The following is a 21,122-nucleotide window of genomic DNA, read 5'->3' as shown; positions in this document are numbered from 1 at the left end:
GGATGACGGATGCTAAACGATAGCCGTCAGCAAGCACTGGCTCGCTGGCTTGACACCGTCTGGGCTGGTGACGCTTCAACGCCCGTCCTGATTTTTGGCGACGCCAGCTTTCGCCGCTATTTCCGCTATCAACGCCAGGGGCGCACCGAAATTGCGATGGACGCCCCGCCCGGTCTTGAAGACTGTCGTCCTTTTCTCGCTTTAACCGAGGCCTATCAACAGGTTGGACTCCCGGTCCCGCAGGTTCTGGCTCAGGATCTGACGCAGGGATTTTTGTGCCTCACGGATCTGGGGGATCAGCATCTGGCTGGCCCGCTGAAGACGGACGACGCGCCGGTCTGGTACCGCCGGGCACTGGCGTTTTTGCCTACCATTGCCACGGTTCAGCAGAGTCCGCTGGGACCGCTGCCGCCCTATGACCGCGCCTTGCTGGAGCGGGAACTGGCCATCTTCCCTGAGTGGTTGTTGCAGGCGCACCTTGGCCTGGCCCTGAACGATGAGGAGCACCGGCTTTGGCAGACGGCGTGTGAGAGCCTGATTCTAAACGCCCTGAATCAACCCCAGGTCGGCATCCACCGGGACTTCCACAGTCGCAACCTGATGGTGGTGGGTGAGACGTTGGCCCTGATCGATTATCAGGGGGCTTTGCTGGGCCCCATCACCTATGACCTGGTGTCCCTGCTGCGCGACTGCTACTGGCGCCTGGATGAATCCGAGGTGGCGCGCTACGCCCAAGCGCATTTTGAGGCGATGAAACAGCATGGATTGCTGGAGCCTGAGGTGGCCTTCGGCCAGTTCCAGAAATGGATGGACCTGATGGGGATGCAGCGCCACCTGAAGGCCGCCGGCATTTTTGCACGGCTGCACCAACGGGATGGCAAATCCAGCTACCTGGCCGATGTGCCCCGGGTACTGGACTATCTGATCACCATCGGGGCGCGCTATCCGGAGATGGCCACGCTGGCGCAGTGGCTGGACAACCGGGTTCGACCTGCCTGGGAGGCGCGATGAAAGCGATGATCCTGGCAGCGGGCCGTGGTGAACGGATGCGGCCACTGACCGACCATACCCCCAAGCCGCTGCTACCGGTGGCGGGAAAACCTCTGCTGACCTACCACCTGGAGCGACTTGCCCGGGCCGGGGTCCGTGAAGTGGTGATCAACCATGCCTGGCTGGGGGCGCAGATCCCCGCAGCCCTGGGCAGCGGCGAGCGCTGGGATCTGAACATCCGTTACAGCGATGAGGGGGATGCGGCACTGGAAACCGGCGGTGGCATTCACAAAGCGTTGCCCCTTTTGGGGGATGAGCCTTTTCTGCTGATGAACGGTGACATCTACGCCGATCTTCAATGGCCGGTACTGCCACAGCTGGCAGAGGGGGACCTGGCGCACCTCTACCTGGTGCCCAACCCGGAGCATAACCCCAACGGGGATTTTGCCCTGGAATCGGGCCGGGTGCTGAGTGATGGCGACCACAAGCTCACCTACGGCGGGATGGCGCTGTTTCATCCGGAACTGTTCCGCGCCTGCCGTCCCGGCCACTTCTCTCTGGTTCCGCTGTTGCGGGAGGCGATGCAAGCCGGGCGTGTCAGCGGTGAGCGGTTTGAGGGACACTGGTGCGATGTAGGCACACCTGCCCGTTTGGCGGCGCTGGAGGCCCAACTGCGTGGCGATTAAAGGCAAGATTTTTGGGGCCTTGATCGGGTTTCTGTTTGGACGCTTGTTTGGCGCGCTTCTCGGCGCCTACCTTGGGCATGTACTCTGGGATCGTCGTCGTTCTGGCTATAACCCGTTCTTTCATACTACCTTTTCCGTAATGGGGCATATTGCCAAGAGCAGCGGCAGGGTGACGGAAGCGGACATCGCTCTGGCCTCCGCACTGATGGACCGTATGGGACTTCGGGGGCGTGCCCGTCAGGCTGCCCAGGACGCTTACCGGGAGGGCAAGGCGGCGGACTTCCCGCTGGAAGCCCGGCTGAAAAGCCTGAAGGGGGCATTGAGCTGGCGGAGGGATCTGGCTCGTGTGTTTCTGGAGATCCAGATCCAGGCGGCGCTGGCGGACGGCAATCTGAACCCGCGAGAGCAGCAGATCCTCTCCAGGATTGCGGCGCATCTGGGCTTTGCCGAGCAGGAGTTGGCCCAACTGGTGGCCATGTGGCAAGGACAGCGTCAGGGCCATCGCCAGGGCTTTTCCGAACGGGATGCATGCCGGGTGCTGGGGGTGAATCCGCAGGATGACCTGCGCACCATCAAGCGAGCCTATCGCAAACTGATGGCCCAGCATCACCCTGACAAGCTGGCCAGTCAGGGCTTGCCACCGGAGATGGCTGAGGTGGCACAGCAGAAGAGTCAGGACATTCAAGCGGCGTGGGAAGTGCTGCGTCGGGCAAAAGAAGGCTGAGGAGAGAGCATGAAAGCGTTACTGGCCCCATTGGGGTTGATGGTGAGCCTGGTGGCCGCCCCTGCGATGGCAGATCGGACCTACTTTATCGCGCCCATGTACGGATACACCGCTGGGGGTACCCTGGACGTAACGGAGAAGATCACGGATGAAAATGGCTTCACTTCCCGGGAAACCATCGGGGAACTGAAGTTTGATGATGACAGCCACTATGGCCTGATGCTGGGCCTTGAAACCGCGGACCCCGGCAACATCTACCTCTTCTACAGTAAGCAGCAGAGCGTCTTTAAAGAGGGCAGTTTTGCCCCGACCTCCGGCATCGATGTGGACGTGGCGTACTACCACCTCGGTGGTTCACTCTACTATCCACGCGGGGACTTCCGTCCCTATGTCACCGCCAGCGTCGGCGCGACGCACATCAAGCCACAGGAAACCTTCTCCAGTGAGACCTTTTTCTCGCTCGGACTGGGTTTGGGGGCGGAGTATCTGCTGTTTGAACATCTGGCACTGACAGCGGACTATCGCGCCATGTTTACCGCCATCAATAACTCCACCAGCCTGGTCTGTGATGAGGGTTGTACGGTACGAGTGGAAGCGGACACCATGATCCAATCCCAGTTCAACGTCGGGCTGCGGGTGCGCTTCTGAACGGATGCCAGGGCGGGTAAAGAGGGCGGCTTAAGGCCGCCCTTTCTGCATCGCCAGCCAGCCTAACCCGCTGCCCAGATGCTTCTCTCCGAGCAGGGTCCAGCCACGCGCTTCCCAGGCGGCGACAAACTCCGCCTGATCAAAACGGTTCTCTTGCGGGTGGGTCAGCACCCGTTTCCACACCGGATGGCAGATCAGGCTGCGGTACACCTCCATGGCGTAAAGTGTGGCCCCGGGCCGGGCGACCCTGTCCAACTCATCGATGGCATCTTGCCACTGCGGCACATGGTGCACGACACCAAAATCGAACAGGGCGTCCACACTCTGGTCGGCCAGAGGCAGGGCGGTACAGTCTCCCTGCAGACAGAGGACTCCGGGAGTATCGCCAAGGCGACGCCGGGCCCGCCGTACCATCTCGAAATCCAGATCCAGACTGAACACCTGTGCAGCGCCAAACTGCTCCCGGATCAGTCGGGCACCTTCACCCTGGCCGCCACCAATCTCCAGCGCACAGGCGCCTGGACAGGGGCCTCCCAGCGCCATCAGACGTGGGGTTTCAAAATGGCGTTGAGCCAGAGCTCGAAACGGGTTGTTTACCAATGCTTTTTCGACAATGTTGAGCTTCACCACAGTTCCCCTGTCTCTGCCTGTACGGCTTTTCACTTTCCTCTCTACAATGCCGAACTCAATTCAGTTCAGTTTTAGGGGGCGTTTTGTTGGCGACCCCCAAGGCGCAGTTGCGCCATTTTGGAGATGATATGAAACGGATCCTGACTCTACTCAGTCTGCTTTGCCTGCCTCTGACGGTCCAGGCTTCTCATGGTGTTGGCATCGGCTACCAGTTTGGCACGGACGAAGCGGTGGCGATCGGTGTTGGTCGCTGGGATCTGGGCATCGGCACTGAGCGGTTTGTGATTAACGTAGACCGCCGTTTTCACACCAGCGAGTTTCCTCAACTTTATTTTGGCCTGGGCGCACAGGTGTCTGACAACAGTAATGCGCCGGTTGGCTTGCGCTCCAAAGTGGGATTGAGTGCCCGGGCGGACATGGTTGAATTGTTCGGGGAAGTGGTGCCCAATGTGACCTTTGGTGAGGCGGGCGACTTCGATGTGGACTACGCCATTGGCCTGAGAATCTGGTTTTAAGGAGCCGTTATGAGAGTGGTGGTACTGGATGGTGAAACGCTGAACCCTGGTGATCTGGACTGGTCGCCGCTGACCCGATTCGGCGCTTTGGAATGCCACCCACACACCACTCCTGAACAGTTGCTCGAACGCGCCGAGGGTGCCGAGATCCTGTTGACCAATAAGGTGGTGCTGGATCGGTCGGTCATTGAGGCATTGCCTGCTTTGCGCTACATCGGGGTCACCGCTACCGGCGTCAACGTGGTGGATCTGGATGCCGCAGCGGAGCGGGGTATCGTCGTTACTAATACACCGGCCTATGGCCCGGAGTCTGTGGCGCAGATGGCGATGGCCCACCTGTTACACCACAGCAGTGCGGTGGCGGAGCATCATCAGGCGGTGCTGCAGGGGCAGTGGTCTGCGGCCACGCAGTTCTGTTTCTGGAACCGTCCGCTGATGGGGCTGGCGGGAAAAACCTTTGGCGTAATGGGTTTTGGTGCCATTGGCCAGGCGGCGGCGCGGATGGCGAGGGGCTTCAGTATGAACATACAGGTCCACACCCGAAGCCCCATTGAGGGACTGCCCGACGGCTACCGTTGGGTCGACCAGGCCACCCTGTTTGCCGAATCCGATGTGGTCAGCCTCCACTGCCCCCAAACCGATGCGAACAGCGGCTTTGTGAATGCCACCCTGCTGGCGACCATGAAGCCCACTGCCCTGTTGATCAACACCGCCCGGGGCGGGCTGATCAATGAAGCGGATCTGGCCGATGCACTCAATCAGGGGGTGATCGCCGGGGCGGGACTGGATGTGCTGTCCAGCGAGCCGCCGCAGCTGGATAACCCGCTGATTGGTGCCCGCAACTGCGTGATCACCCCCCACAACGCCTGGGCCACCTTTGAGGCGCGGAACAACCTGCTCTCCATTGTATTGGACAACCTGGTGGCCTGGCAGGCTGGGCGACCCATCAACCGGGTGTGCTGATCATGGGCGGCCAGGGGGCGGATTACCGTCCCCTGCTGCCGATGAAAAACAAGCGCTTGCCAGCCCCCTGAATCCCCTTGCGCCGCGCGCGCTTCAAGGCCATTGGCCCCACTCCCCAGATCCCGTACAATTGCCGTTTTTCTGGCCGTCCCCACCCTGAAACGGGGGCGCCATAACCTCGATTCAAGAGACGACGGATGTTCCAAGACAACCCCCTGTTGCAACAGCTTAAAGCGCAGATCCGCGAATCCCTGCCCACGGTGGAAGGCACCGTAAAGGGAACCGAGAAGGGTTTTGGCTTTATCGAAACCGAGAAGGGTGAGAGCCACTTTGTGCCGCCGCCGTACATGAAGAAGGTGATGCACGGGGATAAGGTGACCGCCGTTCTGCGCACCGAGGGGGAGAAGACCAGCGCTGAACCGGAAACCCTGATAGAGCCTTTCCTGACTCGCTTTGTTGCGCGGGTGAAGCGAATCAAGGGCCGCATCAACGTGGTGCCGGATCATCCGCTGATCAAAGATGCCATTCGCGCTCGCGTTAAGAAGAGCGTGGACGAGGAGAGTCTGCAGGATGGCGACTACGTGGTGGCTCATCTGAAGCGTCACCCTCTGCGTCCGGATGACAACACCTTCCTGGCAGAAGTGTCCGAGTTGGTTGCGAAAACCGATGATCCCCATGTTCCCTGGTGGGTGATCCTGGCCAAGCACGACCTGGCCAAAGTGGAGCCCGCTGATCCTGCCCAATGGGCGTTGAGCGACTCTGCCGAGCGTGTCGACCTGACCGCGCTGCCCTTTGTGACCATTGACGCCGAGTCCACCAAAGATATGGACGACGCGCTGTATGTGGAAACCAAGCCGGAGGGTGGCTGGCAACTGACCGTGGCCATCGCCGATCCGACCGCCTACGTTGCCATGGGCGATGAGGTGGATGAGGAAGCGAAGAAGCGCTCCTTTACTCAGTACCTGCCGGGCTTCAACGTCCCGATGCTGCCTCGTCAGCTGGCGGATGAGCTGTGCTCCCTGGTGGAGGGCGAAGACCGCCCGGCCGTAGCCGCACGGATCCAGATCGCCGCTGATGGTGCGCAAGTGGGTGAGGCCGAGTTCTTCCTGGCCACCATTCGCTCTCAGGGCAAGCTGGCTTATGACAAGGTTTCAGATCTGCTGGAAGGGGTGGAAAACGCCTGGCAGCCGCAGAATGACGCCATTGCTGAACAGGTGCATGGTCTGCATGCGCTGGCCAACGCCCGTACCGCCTGGCGCCATGACAACGCCCTGGTGTTCCCGGATCGCCCCGATTACCGTTTTGAAGTGGACGATGCTGGCAATGTTCTGGCTATCCACGCCGAGTATCGCCGCACCGCCAACCGCATCGTGGAAGAGTGCATGATCCTGGCCAATGCCGCCTGTGGCGCGCTGCTGGGTGACAAGCTGGGCAAGGGGATCTTTAACAGCCACGCCGGTCTGGATCCGGAGAAGATCCCGGCGGCGATTGAGCTGCTGTCCCAACATGGCCTGACTCACTGTAGCGAGAAAGTGACGACGCTGGAGGGTTACTGCCAGCTGCGTCGCGACCTGGATGCCCAGCCGACCGGTTACCTGGACGCGCGCATCCGTCGTATGCAGGCGTTTGCCGAGATGGCCTCCGAGCCGAAGCCGCACTTTGGTATGGGCCTGACCGGATACGCCACCTGGACCTCCCCGATCCGTAAGTACGGTGACATGATCAACCATCGCCTGCTCAAGGCGATCATCGGTCAGCCCGGCGCACTCAACGAACTGGACGATGAACTGATGGCCCACCTGGCGGAGAAGCGCAAGCTGCACCGCATGTGTGAACGTGATGTGGGTGATTGGCTGTACGCCCGCTACCTGAAAGCGGAAGAGGGCGGCGAGCGTCAATATGAGGCCGAGGTGATCGACATCAACCGCGGTGGTGCGCGGGTTCGTCTGCTGGAGAACGGTGCGGTGGCCTTTATGCCGGCTCCCTTCTTCAGTGAAGACAAGAAGCGCCTTGAGTTCAGTGGTGAAACCGGGATTGCCAAGTTTGACGGTGAGCCGGCCCTGAAGGTGGCGGACACGCTGAACGTGCAGATCGCCGAAGTGCGAGTGGACCAGCGCAGTGTGATTGCCAAGCCTGCCAAACGCTTCGATCAGTAAGCGCACGCTGAAATGAAAGCCGCCTTTACAGGCGGCTTTTTTGTTTCCTTTGTTACTGGATAGTGCTGTCAGGTCGCGAAGAAAACAGGGCTGCGGAGGAGGTTTTGGCTCTGCTGGGGGAATGGGGACTATGGCGCCACCGGTACGAAACCCGGGAGCCCACAACAAAAAACGCCGCCCGATTGGGCGGCGTTTTTTTTAAGCGACAAGCTCAGACAGCCAGGTCCAGCATCATGCTGGCAAAGCCCAGGTAGATAAGTACCCCGGTGGCATCCACGATGGTGGTTACCAGAGGACCGGAGGCCGTTGCCGGGTCCATGTTCACCCGGGACAGGATAAAGGGCAGGCTCAAGCCGATCAGGGAGCCAGCCAACACCACACACACCATGGCGGAGGCCACCACGATGGCGATCTCCATGCCACCCCGGAACATGCCCAGGCCAAATACGGCGGCCGCCATAGTCAGACCCAAAGCTCCGGCCACAAACACTTCCCGCGCCAGTACCTTGGCCCAGTCTTTCAGATCCACCTCACCTGTGGCCAGGGCTCGCACCATCAGTGCGGCAGACTGGGAGCCGGCGTTACCGCCACTGCCCACCAGCAGCGGCATAAAGAACACCAGCGCCACATTGGATTCAATGATCGCCTCAAAGTGGGCGATACCGGCTCCGGAGAGCAGGGCACCAAACACCAACAGTACCAGCCAGCCAACCCGCTTGCGGTACAACTCCCAGGAGGTGACCTGGTTCATTGGCGCTTCCAGCGCGGCTACGGACGCGATCTTCTGGGCATCCTCGGTGGCTTCTTCCACCACGGCGTCCATCGCATCATCGTAGGTCACGATGCCGACCAGACGTTCTGCACTGTCGAGCACCGGCAGGGCCAGCAGGTCGTAGTGACGGATCTTCTCAGACACGTCCTCCTGGTCCTCGTCTACCCTTACCGCCACCACCTCGGTCAGCATGATGTCGGCGATCAACGCTTCCGGATTGGAGAGGATCAGCTCACGCAGGGAGATGGTCCCCACCAGATGACGATCGCCGTCGATGACGTAGGTCTGGTAGATGGTTTCCTTGTCCGGGGCTTCCAGACGAAGGCGCTGCAGGGCCTTGCGGACGGTCCAGTGACTGCGCAGGGTGGCGTAGTCGGAACTCATCATCGCCCCGGCGGTTTTCTCCGGGTAGGAGGCCAGACGACGCACGTCCTCCCGCTCCGCCTGAGCCAGACCCGGCAGCAGGGTTTGCTGCTGATCGTCGCTCAGCCGGTTGTAGAGGTCGGCACGCTCATCGGACTCCATCTGAGAGAACAGCGCGGCCAGCTCATTGCGGGGCATGCGGAAGGCAATATCCGCCTGCAGTTGGGGATCGAGATAGCCGAACACTTCGGCGTGATCGGGCAGGGACAGCAGGTCCAGCAGTTTCGCAGCCAGTTCGGCGCTAAAGCTGCCGACCGCTTCGGCAAAATCGGCGACGTGCATCTGCTCAAGTTGCGCCCGGACGGCGCGCTTGTCGTGAGCAGCAAGTGCTTCGCTAAGGGTGGCAAAAAGGGCTTCTTTTTGCATACTCCACCTCCGGTACCCGGCGGCGGAGCGGCAGGGATGAGATCCCTATCAGGCGTGGACTCCGCAGACCTAGGCAGTTGTTTGATTCAGGTTCGTTTTTTTGTCCCACCTGGGACTGGGAATGGGGTCCATATTGGTTTCGCTCTATGGGATTCGCGCCGCGATTTTAGGCGCTTAGCACTACAGAGGCAACCCTGCGCGGGGAATTCCCTCACGGGAACCGTTAGTGAGGCGGGATCCGTGTGCAAAGGTTGCTTTTTCATCAGTTCTCAAGCATATCAAGGATATGGCATTGAGAGGGACCCCTTTATGAATGGCAAAACGTGGCTCTGGCTTGTGGCCGGGTTGTTCAGCCTGAGTGTGATGGCTCAGGAGGAGCCTACCGTGACCCAGGAGCAGGTCAGTCCGGAACCGGTGGATCCACCGGCGCTGACAGTGGCGGCGATGACCCTGTTGCCTGAGCCCGCCGGATGGCGTGGCGAGCGAATAGCACTGCCGCCGGAGTTTGCGCCAGAGCTGCCCTTTAAGGGGGCGGAGGAGATGCGCTTCTCACCGGGCATGTACGATCCCCAGGCGAATGACTTTTTCAGCTATCTGTTCGCCTTTGAACTGGCGCCGGGCACTGCGCTGGATAAGCGCAACATTGAACGCCTCTTGCTGGTTTACTATCAGGGCTTGTGTCAGACCGTTGCAGAGGGCAATGAGTTCGAGTGCCTGCCCGAGTCAGTCAACCTCTCCATCACTACGGTATTGGGGGGATACCTGGCAGAGCTGAACTGGGTTGAGCCCTTTGTGACCGGACAGCCTCAGACACTCTATATCGAACTGCTGCCGGTGCCTGGCGAGCAGCCTCTGCTTTACGGTGCCGCCTCTCCTCAGGATCTCAAGCATGAGCAGTGGCGGGTACTGAGGCGCTATCTGCCGACGCCGGAGTAACAAATTCACCTGCATTGCAGGTGGCCTTGCAGTGGCCCCCAAGAAGGGGGCTTTTTGGTATTGGGGATGCCACAGGAATGTGAGTGCAGAGGCACCATTACCCCCTTTGCCGGGAGCGGCCCGGCGGCCGCCAGAAGGGCTTTGCCCCTCTGGACTCCCCTATGCCTCCGGCACGGCGAGAGCCAGTCGTTTCCGCTCGGCGCCGTGAGTCGGCGAGGGTGGACGGCATTCGCCGTGAGAGATCTGTGCAGAACATCAAAACTGTTCTGATTCTCAACCTTTCGCTTATTCGCGTGTGGGTGTCATTGGGAAGTCGCTACCCTACGGGCAGAGCTTCGGACAAATGATCATCCTCGCCATAAAAGGTGGCTTGAGACTGACAATAAAAAAACGCCCCGCTGATGCGGGGCGTTTTTTGTTTTACTGACCGAACGGCTGCGGCTTGGGCGTGCTCGGCACGGAAGGCGGCAGAATGGGCAGGACGATCTGCGGCTGCTCACCCGTCAGGGTCTTGAGGAAGTCGGTGATGCGGTCCGCTTCCTGGTCAGTCAGTTCCTGACCCAGCTGCACCCGCTGCATCACGATCACTGCCTCTTTCAGATCGTAGGTGGAGCCATCGTGGAAGTAGGGGTAGGTCAGCTCGATGTTACGCAGCGTCGGCACCTTGAACACCATGCGGTCATGCTCTTTGCCGGTCACATCGACGCGACCCTGAGCCGGGTTGTCGGTGACGAAGGGCTGCATCAGACCCATCTTCTGGTACATGGTGCCGCCCACTGCCGGACCATTGTGGCAGGCCGCACAGCCTTTTGCCTTGAACAGCTCATAACCTTCCAGCTCGTGAGCGCTCAGGGCGTCCTTATCCCCTTGCAGGTACTGATCAAAGCGGCTGTTTGGCGTTACCAGGGTCTCTTCAAAGGTGGCGATCGCTTCGGTAACGGTATCCAGGGTGATCCCCTTATCACCAAACACCTGCTCAAACTCTGCCTGATAGCCCGGAATGGAGCGCAGTACGTTGAGTGCCAGTTTGTGCTCCAGCGCCATCTCTTTCGGGTTGGCGATGGGACCGGCAGCTTGCTCCTGCAGGGTCGCGGCGCGACCGTCCCAGAACTGGGCCAGCATGTACTTGGCGTTCAGAACGGTGGGGGCATTGATGGGGCCCTCTTGCCAGTTGTGGCCGATGGAGGTGGGCAGGATGTCGACGCCGCCCAGGCTCAGGTTGTGGCAGCTGTTACAGGAGAGAAAACCGGACTTGGACAGGCGCGGCTCGAAGAACAGCTTTTTACCCAGCTCGACCATCTCAGGGTTCTCGATTTTGGCGGGCTCAATGATCTGGATCGGCTCGGCGGCGTAGGCCATACCCGTGGTGGCAAGGACGGCGGTGGCAAGCAAGGTGCGGCGCATGGTGGTTTCTCCCCGTAGATATTGTGCCCTCGTCGATGAGCGTGGGCGCTTCTGTGAATGACCACAGAGTAAGTGGGGATATGGGATTGGGGAATCCGATTGATGAGATGGGCTCTATCGTGCAATTAGATGGCAGAAGTGTGACATATTCCCTTGTTTTAACAGGGTGTTATGGCAGGGTGAGGCCCAGTGTGACGGGGTTCTCACGGTTCGCTCAGTAGTGAGACGGGAAGCTCACTTTGCGACCGCTCTCTGCTGCTTCAGCCAGCCCCAGAGCTGTTGTGCCAGAGTGTTCGCGCTCTGATCCCAGTCCAGAGCCCAATGGATGGAGCGGTAGTGGGGATTGCCAGTACGGCGACTGGCCTGTGCCCGTTCTGCGACCGTGGCCTTGGCCAACGGGTGATCCACCGGGCTGCTCAGATCCAGTACCGGAAGGCCCAATCCTGCCAACTGCGTGGCCAACAGCGCGTTCTGTTCCATATCCGAGTGGTAGGGCCCCAGCAGCACCAATCCCTCCGGCATCGGCAGGGCCTGTTCCGAGAGCGCCAGCACCATCTCCCCGCCCTGAGCACCGTTTACCAGCCAGTAGTGGGGCTTGGGCTGGGCGTCGAGTTGTGGCGGCAGAAGCTCCGCTTTCGCAGGCAGTGTTGCGGATACCGTGTTCCAGCCATATTCCGGCAGGGTTCGCAGTACCGTACGTTGCCAGCGGCCACTGTCCAATGCCGCGCCCGCCGGAGAGAACACCACCACCGTCCCCTTGCTGCCCGGCGTATGGGCGGGGAACACCACAGGCTCCGCAGCCAGAGTCGGAAAGACGGTTAAGCACAGCAGTAGCCAGTAGAACGAACGGGGCATGACTCTGATCAGTAAAGGAAGTTGGAAGCATTGTGGCGTAACTGATTGGTGCAGACAACGGTGATGGCGGCCATCGAGTCGCTCTCGGCAAAGAGTTAATGGTCTAGCAGAGGGAGACTGCCCCGCGAACGTGTCATGAACCCCCCCAAAAAAAAGCCCGACATAAAGCCGGGCTCTTTATAGTAACGAAGAGGGTTACTGAGGCGTCACCACAATCAGACGAATCGCGTCCAGTTGGATCTGGGCGCGGCCCAGATGGGCTTTGACCATGTTCATCTGTTCACGGATGGCGTCCAGTTCGCTTTCGCGGATGTTGGGGTTCACCGCTTTCAGGGCATCCAGACGGGTCAGTTCATCGCCCAACTCGACTTGCATCTTCTGCTCAGCTTCTGCCACCAGTTCCGCCAGACGGCCGGTCATATGCTGCTCTGCTTTAGCGATCAGCGGGTGCAGCATGCTTTGGGAAGCGGTAACCAGCTTGGAGCCGGTGTGGCGGTTGATCGGGATTAGCTGACGGTTAAAGGTCTCGAAATCCACGTTCTCGCCCAGATCTTTGCCGCTCTTGTCCAGCAGGAGACGGATGGGGGTCGGCGGCAGGAATCGGCCCAACTGCACTTCCGCTGGCGCGGTGGCTTCCACCAGGTAGATCAGCTCCAGGAACAGGGTGCCGGCGGGCAGCGCCTTGTTCTTCATCAGAGACACGGCGGCACAGCCGTTGTCGCTGCTGGTGAGCATATCGATGCCGGTGCTCACCAGCGGGTGCGCCGGAGTGATGAACTGGAAGTCGTCACGGGAGAGGGCGGTGTCACGGTCAAAGGTGACGGACATGCCATCTTCCGGCAGACCCGGGTAGCTGGGGTAGAGCATGTGTTCGGTGGGGGTCAGCACCACGGCGTTTTCACCGCGGTCATCCTGCTGCACGCCGATCACATCCCACAGCTTCAGCATAAAGCTGACAAAGTCGGTGTCATCGTCTTCCTGCTCCAGCGCGGCGACCAGAGCGTCCGCCTGTTTGCCACCGTGGGAGTGGATCTCCAGCAGTTTATCCCGGCCCGCTTCCATGGCGGCCTTATGCTCAGCGGCCCGCTCCGCGGTTTGGGCGACCAGCCCGTCCAGATCGTCGTTATCGCCGGACAGCACCTGCAGCAGCGCTTCACCAAACTCGGCGTGGATCAGGTGGCCACCCGGACAGGTCTGCTCAAAGGCGTTCAGACCCTGGTGATACCAGTTCATCAACTGCTGCTGTGCGCTGCCCTCGATAAAGGGGACGTGGATCTGCACATCTTCGGTCTGGCCGATGCGGTCCAGACGGCCGATACGCTGTTCCAGCAGGTCCGGGTTCTGCGGCAGATCGAACATGATCAGGTGGTGCGCAAACTGGAAGTTGCGGCCTTCGGAGCCGATCTCGGAACAGATCAGCACCTGGGCACCGCCCTCCTGCTGGGCAAAGAAGGCGGCGGCTTTGTCCCGCTCCAGAATGGACATCCCTTCGTGGAACACGCCCGCCATGATCCCTTCACGGGTGCGCAGGGCTTCCTCCAGCTGCAGAGCGGTGGAGGCCTTGGCGGTGATCACCAGCACCTTCTTTGAGCGGTTCGCTTTCAGGAACTCCAGCATCCAGTTCACTCGGGGGTCGAAGGTCCACCAACTGGCACTGCTGCCCTCGCCCTCAAACTCCTGGTAGAGCTTCTCCGGGTAGAGGTTGTTCAGAACACGCTGCTCCAGTGAGCCGTTATTGCCCAGCATCTTGGAGACGCGCACCGCGGTGGCGTACTGGCTCGGCAGGGCCACCGGATGAGCGTTCAGATGACGCTGGGTGAAGCCCCTGACACCAGCACGGGTGTTACGGAACAACACGCGGCCAGTACCGTGGCGGTCCAGCAGTTGGCGCAGCAGGGATTCCCGTGCGTCGGCATCGTCGGCCTCAATGGTCTGCTCTGGCAGCAGGGCGGTGAGTGCGGCGGTTTCGTCGCTGGTCAGGGCGCGCTCGGACAGCAGCGCTTCGGCCGCGGCGGCAACACTCTGGTACTCGGTCTCCTCTTTCAGGAACGCCTCGTAGTCGTAGAAGCGGTCCGGATCGAGCAGACGCAGACGGGCAAAGTGGCTCTGGTGGCCCAGCTGATCCGGGGTGGCGGTCAGCAGCAGCACGCCGGGGATAGATTCCGCCAGGGATTCCACCACCTGATAGGCGCGGCTGGGGGCATCTTCGCTCCACTCAAGGTGATGAGCTTCGTCCACCACCAGCAGGTCCCAGGGGGCTTCACAGGCCTGCTCGAAGCGCTTTTTCTTGCGCAGCAGGTCAATGGAGCAGATCACCAGTTGCTCGGTCTCGAAGGGGTTGTCGCAATCCGCCAGCGCCTCAATGCAGCGCTCTTCGTCGAACAGGGCAAAACGCAGATTGAAGCGGCGCAGCATCTCCACCAGCCACTGGTGCTGAAGGGACTCCGGCACCAGGATCAGCACCCGCTCGGCACGGCCGGAGAGCAGCTGCTGATGCAGAATATGACCCGCTTCGATGGTTTTCCCCAGGCCCACTTCATCGGCCAGCAGTACGCGGGGGGCGTGACGGCGACCCACTTCGTTGGCGATGTAGAGCTGGTGTGCAATCAGGCCAGCCCGGGGCCCTTGCAGAGCGCGCAGCGGGTTCTGCTGCATGGCGTGGCGTTGGGTCTGGCAAAGGTAGCGGGTGACGTAGTGTTCCATCCGGTCCAACTGGCCGGCGAACAGACGGTCCTGAGGCTTGTTGAAGCGGATCTGATGGTCCAGCAGGGTTTCCCGCAACTCGACGGTTTCGCCGGTGTCATTGCGGGTGCCCTGGTAAGTCACCAGGCCATTCTGCTCGGTCAACTCCGTGACGGTGAGGACCCAGCCTTCGTGACTGGTCACTTCGTCACCCTGGTTGAAGATAACCCGGGTGAGAGGGGCGTCCTGGACGGCAAACATTCGATTTTCACCGGTGGCAGGGAACAGCAGGGTCACCATGCGGCCTTCAAGTGCCACGACGGTGCCCAGGCCCAGATCCGATTCAGTGTCGCTGATCCAGCGTTGACCCAGAGCAAAGGACATGAATTGCGCTACTCCTGATATGTCTGAGGGGGCGGAAAAAGGCGCGTATCTTACATGAGTTTATGGCGGTAAGCACCCGCGAAACAGGCTCCCGGAAAAGCTGGTCAAAGGTCAACCTATCTGTCATGGTAGGTCGTGTGGGGCGTGGAGATCGCCGCACTCTGGCAGCGATTGCCCACGCCCTGCGCACTACCGGGAAAAACCTGTAAAGCATAGCGGAGGTGCCATGGTCCAGGTGGAGAAGAAGCTCTTTGTGCTCGACACCAATGTGTTACTGCACGAACCCCTCGCCATCTATTCATTTAAAGAGCACGACGTGGTGGTCCCCATGACCGTGCTGGAGGAATTGGACCAGATTAAAGACCGCAAGAAGGACGTGTCCCGTGATGCCCGCATTGCCATTCGGGCGCTGGAGGACTGCGTTGGTGGGGCCCCACCTGAGCAATTGGTGGCGGGCGTTCCCCTACCACTTCGAGAGAGTCATCCTGACAGTGCCGGTACGCTGGCCATCTTCCCCGACCATCAGGTCAAGTTCGATACCCCTGTCGCCCTTCCCGGCGACAACAACGACAATCAGATCATCAACTCCGCCCTCTACCTGCAGCAAACCCGAACCGATGTTGAAGTGGTACTGGTGACCAAGGACATCAATATGCGCCTCAAAGCCAAGGGCGCAGGGCTTCGCAAGGTCGAGGATTACCGCAGTGACCAGTTGGTGGAGGATATCCGCTTCCTGGCGACCGGCTTTGCCCATATTGAAGGAAAATTATGGGATCGGGTCGGGGATGTTCACAGCCATCAGGCGGGCCGGTTCGTTTACCACACGCTGGATCGGGATGCGCTGGGCGTCGACAGCCTCTACCAGAACCAGTACCTGGTGGACGGCAGCGACACCTTCTGCGGACAGGTGAAAGGGTTGGACGAGCACAGTGTCACCATTAAAGACCTGGGGCGCGACCGCCTGATGGGTTACCACGCCTGGGGGATCTCACCGAAGAACATCTACCAGGGTATGGCGATGCAGGCGCTGATGGACCCGGATATTGACCTGGTGATACTGACCGGCCCTGCGGGGTCCGGTAAAACCCTGCTGGCGCTTGCTGCGGCGTTGGAGCAGGTGGTGGAGCAGCGTCGTTATGATCGGGTTCTGGTAACCCGGAACACCCCGGAGATCGCCGAATCGATCGGTTTCCTTCCCGGTACGGAGGAGGAGAAGATGATGCCTTGGCTGGCGGCGGTGACCGATACCCTGGAGGTGCTGCATAAGCACGACGAGAGCCCCACCTCCAGCCTGCAGTACATCATGGATAAGGCCAACATCCAGTTTAAGTCGGTCAACTTTATGCGCGGACGCTCCATCCAGAACAGCTTTGTGCTGCTGGATGAGTGTCAGAACCTCACCGCCTCCCAGATCAAAACCATCATTACCCGGATGGGGGAGGGCACCAAGCTGGTCTGTTCCGGAAACCTGGCGCAGATCGATTCCAACTACCTGACTGCCGTTACCTCAGGTCTCACCTACATCGTGGAGCGTTTCAAGGACTTTGAAGGCAGTGCCAACGTCTACCTTAACGGGGTAGTGCGTTCCCGTCTCGCCTCCTTCGCCGAAGAGAACCTCTGAGGCTTCAGCGGGTGCACCGGATGAGCGGCCCGGCGCACCCGCAAGTTAAAGAAAAGTAAATTGTCCCATCGGGACGCAACCCCCTGTTTTTCCAACGGTCAGAAAGAGCGGCAGGCTAACCCCCTGCCAGTACAGGGATCCTCTGCCTTAAGACCGGGGGTTCTGGTAGACTCCACCACAGATTGTTCCGGGGATCCCCAGCACGTGAAAGCACCCATTCTGCGCCGATATAACAAAGCCGTGTTTTACACCTACCTAGGGGTGGTGTTACTGGCACTTTTTGTGGCCTGGCTTGAGTACGGTCGACAGCGCAGCCAGTTGATCGAGCAGAAAGTGGAGGAGATCACCCAGCACAGCCAGCAGGTGGAGCTGTTGACGGACAACAGTATCCACGCGCTTACCTCCCTGCGGGACTTCGCGGTAACCCACATCAAGATGGGCGAATTGGCCCGTATCGACCGTTTCCCCGACATCGGTCGCTTTGATGCCAGTGGCCAGTATTTTGCGTTGGAGCCCACCTATAAGGACACCAATACTGCGTTCGAGGGGATGGGGCGGATCAGTGGCTACGGTCGATTGGCGGGGCGCAGTGACGCCTTCTACCGTGAGCTGGACATGCTCTACCAGATGTCCGTGACCTTCCCTGTGGCGCAACAGATGGCGCCCAAAGCCTCGCAGATCTACTACATCTCCAAGCACCGGATGATGTCGGTCTACCCCTGGCCGGAGAGCGAGGACAACTTTAACCGCCGTATCCTGAACTCGCCGCTGTTCAAGCTGGCGCTGCCGGAAAACAACCCCCAGCGTAAGGTGTTCTGGACCGGCGTCAGCCGCAATCAGAAGGGGGACCTGATCACCACCATGGGGATCCCGGTTTACCTGAATGACGAGTTTATTGCTGCGGTAATGCTGGATCTGAAGCTGACCACCCTGTCCCGCCAGATTGAGCGTTACTTTGAGGTGCCGGGTACGGTGTTGCTGCTGGATGAACAGAACAACCTGCTCACCTATCCGGACATGCATGAGGATCCTAACCCCCGCTCCTATCAGCTGAGTCAGAAGATCCCGGCGGCCCTGCACAGCCTGCCCCAGGAGAGGCTGATGAACGCCACCGACGGCGAGGTGATCAACGGTTACTACGTGCGCTCCGTGGTGCTGGAAAATGCCCCCTGGCGCCTGCTCTATCTGCAGCCGGACCATGAGCTGGTATCGGAAGCCTGGGACAAACTGGAGATCACCTTCCTGATGGTGATCCTGGCCCTCTCCATTCTGATCACCGCGGTGCACTACCTGACCCGGCGGGCCTTCGTCAGTCCGGCCGCCAAGCTGTTGAATCACCTTGAGCAGTCTGCCCAACAGCCCCGTCCGTTGCCAAAGCGGATTGCACCGGGCTGGGAGCCCTGGTTTGAGCTGATCACCCGAATCTTCGAAGAGAACCAGCAGTACACCCACCACCTGGCGGAGCAGAACCGTCGACTGGACAAACTGGTGGCGAAGCGCACCGAGCGTCTGCGTCTGGCCAATGAGCGACGGGAGCGGGACTTCTCTCTGCTGCGCTCGTTGATCGATGCGATTCCCGAAGCGATCGTCTTTAAGGACACCGAGGGGCGTTACCTGGGCTGCAACAAGGCGGCGGAGCGGGTACTTGGCCAGAGTGAGTCTGAGATCATCGGCGCCCTGGTGACCGAGACCGATCCCTCCGAGCGTGGCAGGCGTATCCGTGAAGAGGACATTCAGGTGTTGAAGGAGCGGGTGCCGTTGCGCTACCAGGAGCGGGTCATGATTGAGGGCAAGAGCAAACTGCTCGACGCGCTGCGCCTGCCCTTCTACACCCGTCGCGGCGAGCTGCTGGGGATGATTGCGGTCTGGCGTGATATTACCCGGGAGTCGGAGCAGCAGGAGCAGATCAAACGCTCCGAGCAGCGATACCACCTGGCGATGGATGCGGTGGAAGACGGTCTCTGGGATTGGTACCTGGACTCCAATCAGGTGATCTGTAACCCCGCCTACTACACCATGCTGGGCTACCAGCCGGATGAGTTCCCGCTGCTGATTGAAACCTACTACGAATTGATGCACCCGGACGATCGTCAGCGGGTGGAGCGTTACATCGACGACTATCTGGATATGCCGGATCAGTCCTTCAGCATGGAGTTCCGTCTGCGCGGCAAGAGCGGTCACTATCACTGGATCCTCTCCCGCGGTCGAGCGGTGGAGTTTGATGATCTGGGCGAGCCCACCCGTCTGCTGGGTACCCACAAAGACATCACCCGTCAGAAAGAGAACGAAGTCGCGCTGCTGGAAGCGAAGCAGGATGCGGAGCTGGCGAACCGAACCAAGAGTGAGTTCCTGGCCAATATGAGCCATGAGATCCGTACGCCGATGAACGCGGTGCTGGGGATGCTGCATCTGGCCCTGCGCACCGATGTGGATCCGCGCCAGAAGGATTACCTCGACAAGGCCCGCCTCAGTGCCGAATCCCTGCTGCGGATCATCAATGACATTCTCGACTTCTCCAAGATCGAGGCGGGTAAGCTGGAGCTGGAACAAACCGAGTTTGCCCTCGATAAGGTGCTGGAGCACGCCATCTCCATCAACAGCATCAAGGCTCAGGAGAAAGGCGTTGAGCTGCTGCTCTATGCGCCGGTCAGTGCGGGCCTGCACCTGATGGGCGACCCGCTGCGTCTGGGTCAGGTGCTGGTGAATCTGCTCTCCAATGCCGTCAAGTTTACCGAGCAGGGCGAGGTGGAGCTGGGTTGTGAGGATCTCAAAGAGCGGGATGGCCGCATCACCCTGAAGTTCTGGGTTCGGGACACCGGCATCGGCATCTCCGAACATCAGCAGCGGCACCTGTTTGATGCCTTCAGCCAGGCGGATGGATCCACCACCCGCCAGTTTGGTGGTACTGGCCTGGGTCTCTCCATCTCTAAACATCTTGTGGCGATGATGGGCGGCGACATTGAGGTCGAGAGCCAACCGGGAGTGGGCACCACCTTCAGTTTTACTATCGACGCCCAAAGGGTGGCGGAGCCGGACCGCAAAGAGCGTTTGCTGCCTGCCGAGATCAGCGGCCTGAATGCCCTGGTGGTGGACGACAACCACACCGCACTGCAGATCTACTCCACCTACCTGCGGGACTTCAGCTTCTCCCGGGTGGAAACCGCAGATAACGGCAGCGCTGCCCTGAAGGAGATGGTGCGTCAGCAACCGGACCTGGTGTTGTTGGATTGGATGATGCCCGGTATGGATGGCACCGAGGTACTGGATGGCATTGATGCCCTGCTGGCGGAGGGGCGTCTGGAGCGACGACCTACCATCATCATGATGACGGCCTACAGCGGCCACCCCTTGATGGATGAGGTGCGGGATGGGCGAATTCAGTCGGTGCTGCAGAAACCGTTCAAAGCCTCGACCCTTTATGACGAAGTGGTGGAAGCGTTCAGCTGTCAGGTGGACGCTCAGCCCGTTGCGGAGATCTCCGAGCAGGAGTTGAAGCCGGAGGCGGCGCATATCCTTCTGGTGGAGGACAACCTGATCAACCAGCAGGTCGCGACTGAGCTGCTTAAGAGTGCTGGCTATCAGGTTACCGTGGCTGGCAATGGTCAGGAGGCGGTGGAATGGGTAGAGCGCGGTGAGTTTGATCTGGTGCTGATGGACATTCAGATGCCCGTAATGGACGGCCTGGAAGCCACCCGGACCCTGCGCCGTACTCACCCTGATCTGCCCATTATTGCCATGACGGCGCACGCCATGGCGGGGGATCGGGAGAAAAGTCTGGCGGCGGGCATGAACGCTCACATCACCAAGCCGATCGTACTGCCAGAGCTGTTCGAAACCGTAAAAAGTTTCCTTGAGAAGGGGAGTCGGGTCGGATGAGCCCAACTCCGGTTCGAGGGCCACTGAAGTACCTGCTGCTCGCCCTGGGCTGTCTGGCGGTGTTTGCCGCCACCCTCGGGGTGTTTCTGCCATTGATCCCCACCGTGCCCTTTCTGCTGCTGGCGACCTTCTGCTTCAGCCGCTCATCGGCCCGAATGCAGATCTGGCTGTTCAACAACCGGCTGCTCGGCCCCTATCTGCGTAACTACCTTGAGCGTAAAGGGCTCACCAAGCGGCAGCTTCTCTCATCCCTGGCCAGCCTCTGGATCGGCATGTCCATCGCCATCGTGATTGCGCCGGTTGTCGCAGTGAAGTGGGGGTTGTTGGCGATCGGTGTGGCGGTCAGCATCCACCTGATCCGGATGAAACGCCTGCTGCCCGGCGAAGTGGAGTAGGCGAGTCGCCACCATCAAGGCTCACCGTTCGGGGATGCCATCATCGCCACCTTTTATGGGATCCGGCAATGCCTGCTGACGGAGCCCGAGCACCGC

The 21,122-nt window shown here is 60.2% G+C and carries 16 protein-coding genes; 11 read left to right on the top strand and 5 right to left on the bottom strand.

The window, feature by feature from the left end:
- Nucleotides 1-9: 9 nt before the first annotated feature.
- From KUV52_RS05515 to KUV52_RS05500, 4 genes are read left to right on the top strand one after another with little or no spacing between them, the layout of a single operon-like run.
- Entirely contained in the window at nt 10-1,011 is a 1,002-nt protein-coding gene (locus KUV52_RS05515) for an aminoglycoside phosphotransferase family protein (protein WP_315900186.1), read from the top strand.
- A complete protein-coding gene (murU, locus tag KUV52_RS05510; RefSeq protein WP_222524945.1) occupies nt 1,008-1,676 on the top strand; it encodes an N-acetylmuramate alpha-1-phosphate uridylyltransferase MurU in 669 nt (222 codons plus the stop codon). Before KUV52_RS05515 ends, murU begins: the two co-directional genes overlap by 4 nt.
- Entirely contained in the window at nt 1,666-2,400 is a 735-nt protein-coding gene (djlA, locus tag KUV52_RS05505) for a co-chaperone DjlA (RefSeq protein WP_222524944.1), read from the top strand. Before murU ends, djlA begins: the two co-directional genes overlap by 11 nt.
- Before the next feature lie 9 nt (nt 2,401-2,409).
- Nucleotides 2,410-3,048: an outer membrane beta-barrel protein gene (locus tag KUV52_RS05500; RefSeq protein WP_222524943.1), complete on the top strand. Its 639-nt coding sequence runs from the start codon at nt 2,410-2,412 to the stop codon at nt 3,046-3,048.
- Nucleotides 3,049-3,078: 30 nt separating this feature from the next.
- Here KUV52_RS05500 and KUV52_RS05495 read toward each other — a convergent pair whose 3' ends face one another.
- Entirely contained in the window at nt 3,079-3,675 is a 597-nt protein-coding gene (locus KUV52_RS05495; protein ID WP_222524942.1) for a class I SAM-dependent methyltransferase, read from the bottom strand.
- 131 nt (nt 3,676-3,806) lie between these two features.
- Between KUV52_RS05495 and KUV52_RS05490 the strand changes: the two genes are divergently transcribed.
- The 3 genes from KUV52_RS05490 (at nt 3,807) to KUV52_RS05480 (ending at nt 7,312) form a co-directional block, all read left to right on the top strand.
- Nucleotides 3,807-4,193 carry a hypothetical protein gene (locus tag KUV52_RS05490; protein ID WP_222524941.1) on the top strand — a complete coding sequence of 129 codons (387 nt, stop codon included), beginning with the start codon at nt 3,807-3,809 and terminating at the stop codon, nt 4,191-4,193.
- A 9-nt stretch (nt 4,194-4,202) separates the two neighbouring features.
- Nucleotides 4,203-5,156 (top strand): D-2-hydroxyacid dehydrogenase, encoded by a 954-nt coding sequence (locus tag KUV52_RS05485; protein ID WP_222524940.1) that lies wholly within the window; start codon nt 4,203-4,205, stop codon nt 5,154-5,156.
- Between the two features lie 197 nt (nt 5,157-5,353).
- The gene (locus KUV52_RS05480; RefSeq protein WP_222524939.1) at nt 5,354-7,312 is read left to right on the top strand and encodes an exoribonuclease II; all 1,959 of its coding nucleotides are present in this window, start codon (nt 5,354-5,356) and stop codon (nt 7,310-7,312) included.
- Between the two features lie 211 nt (nt 7,313-7,523).
- On the opposite strand, the gene mgtE is transcribed toward KUV52_RS05480, so the two are convergent.
- The gene (gene mgtE / locus KUV52_RS05475; protein WP_222524938.1) at nt 7,524-8,873 is read right to left on the bottom strand and encodes a magnesium transporter; all 1,350 of its coding nucleotides are present in this window, start codon (nt 8,871-8,873) and stop codon (nt 7,524-7,526) included.
- 309 nt (nt 8,874-9,182) lie between these two features.
- On the opposite strand from mgtE, the gene KUV52_RS05470 reads away from it, so the two are divergent.
- Nucleotides 9,183-9,809: a hypothetical protein gene (locus KUV52_RS05470; protein ID WP_222524937.1), complete on the top strand. Its 627-nt coding sequence runs from the start codon at nt 9,183-9,185 to the stop codon at nt 9,807-9,809.
- A gap of 420 nt (nt 9,810-10,229) precedes the next feature.
- On the opposite strand, the gene KUV52_RS05465 is transcribed toward KUV52_RS05470, so the two are convergent.
- The 3 genes from KUV52_RS05465 to rapA form a co-directional block, all read right to left on the bottom strand.
- Nucleotides 10,230-11,213, bottom strand: coding sequence for a cytochrome-c peroxidase (locus KUV52_RS05465; RefSeq protein WP_222524936.1), 984 nt, complete (start codon nt 11,211-11,213; stop codon nt 10,230-10,232).
- 234 nt (nt 11,214-11,447) lie between these two features.
- Complete coding sequence (locus tag KUV52_RS05460) at nt 11,448-12,068, bottom strand: DUF3530 family protein (protein WP_222524935.1); 621 nt, start codon at nt 12,066-12,068, stop codon at nt 11,448-11,450.
- Between the two features lie 195 nt (nt 12,069-12,263).
- Nucleotides 12,264-15,134, bottom strand: a complete 2,871-nt coding sequence (rapA, locus tag KUV52_RS05455) for an RNA polymerase-associated protein RapA (protein WP_222524934.1) — start codon at nt 15,132-15,134, stop codon at nt 12,264-12,266.
- Between the two features lie 226 nt (nt 15,135-15,360).
- On the opposite strand from rapA, the gene KUV52_RS05450 reads away from it, so the two are divergent.
- The 3 genes from KUV52_RS05450 (at nt 15,361) to KUV52_RS05440 (ending at nt 21,026) form a co-directional block, all read left to right on the top strand.
- The gene (locus tag KUV52_RS05450) at nt 15,361-16,755 is read left to right on the top strand and encodes a PhoH family protein (RefSeq protein WP_222524933.1); all 1,395 of its coding nucleotides are present in this window, start codon (nt 15,361-15,363) and stop codon (nt 16,753-16,755) included.
- 204 nt (nt 16,756-16,959) lie between these two features.
- Complete coding sequence (locus KUV52_RS05445; RefSeq protein WP_222524932.1) at nt 16,960-20,631, top strand: response regulator; 3,672 nt, start codon at nt 16,960-16,962, stop codon at nt 20,629-20,631.
- Nucleotides 20,628-21,026 carry a YbaN family protein gene (locus tag KUV52_RS05440; RefSeq protein WP_222524931.1) on the top strand — a complete coding sequence of 133 codons (399 nt, stop codon included), beginning with the start codon at nt 20,628-20,630 and terminating at the stop codon, nt 21,024-21,026. The genes KUV52_RS05445 and KUV52_RS05440 overlap by 4 nt, the downstream gene beginning before the upstream one ends.
- The last annotated feature ends 96 nt before the right edge of the window (nt 21,027-21,122 follow it).

The organism is Ferrimonas balearica (genome assembly GCF_019802055.1).
Taxonomy (GTDB): Bacteria; Pseudomonadota; Gammaproteobacteria; order Enterobacterales; family Shewanellaceae; genus Ferrimonas; species Ferrimonas balearica_A.
This window is presented reverse-complemented; position numbering and strand designations above follow the sequence as displayed.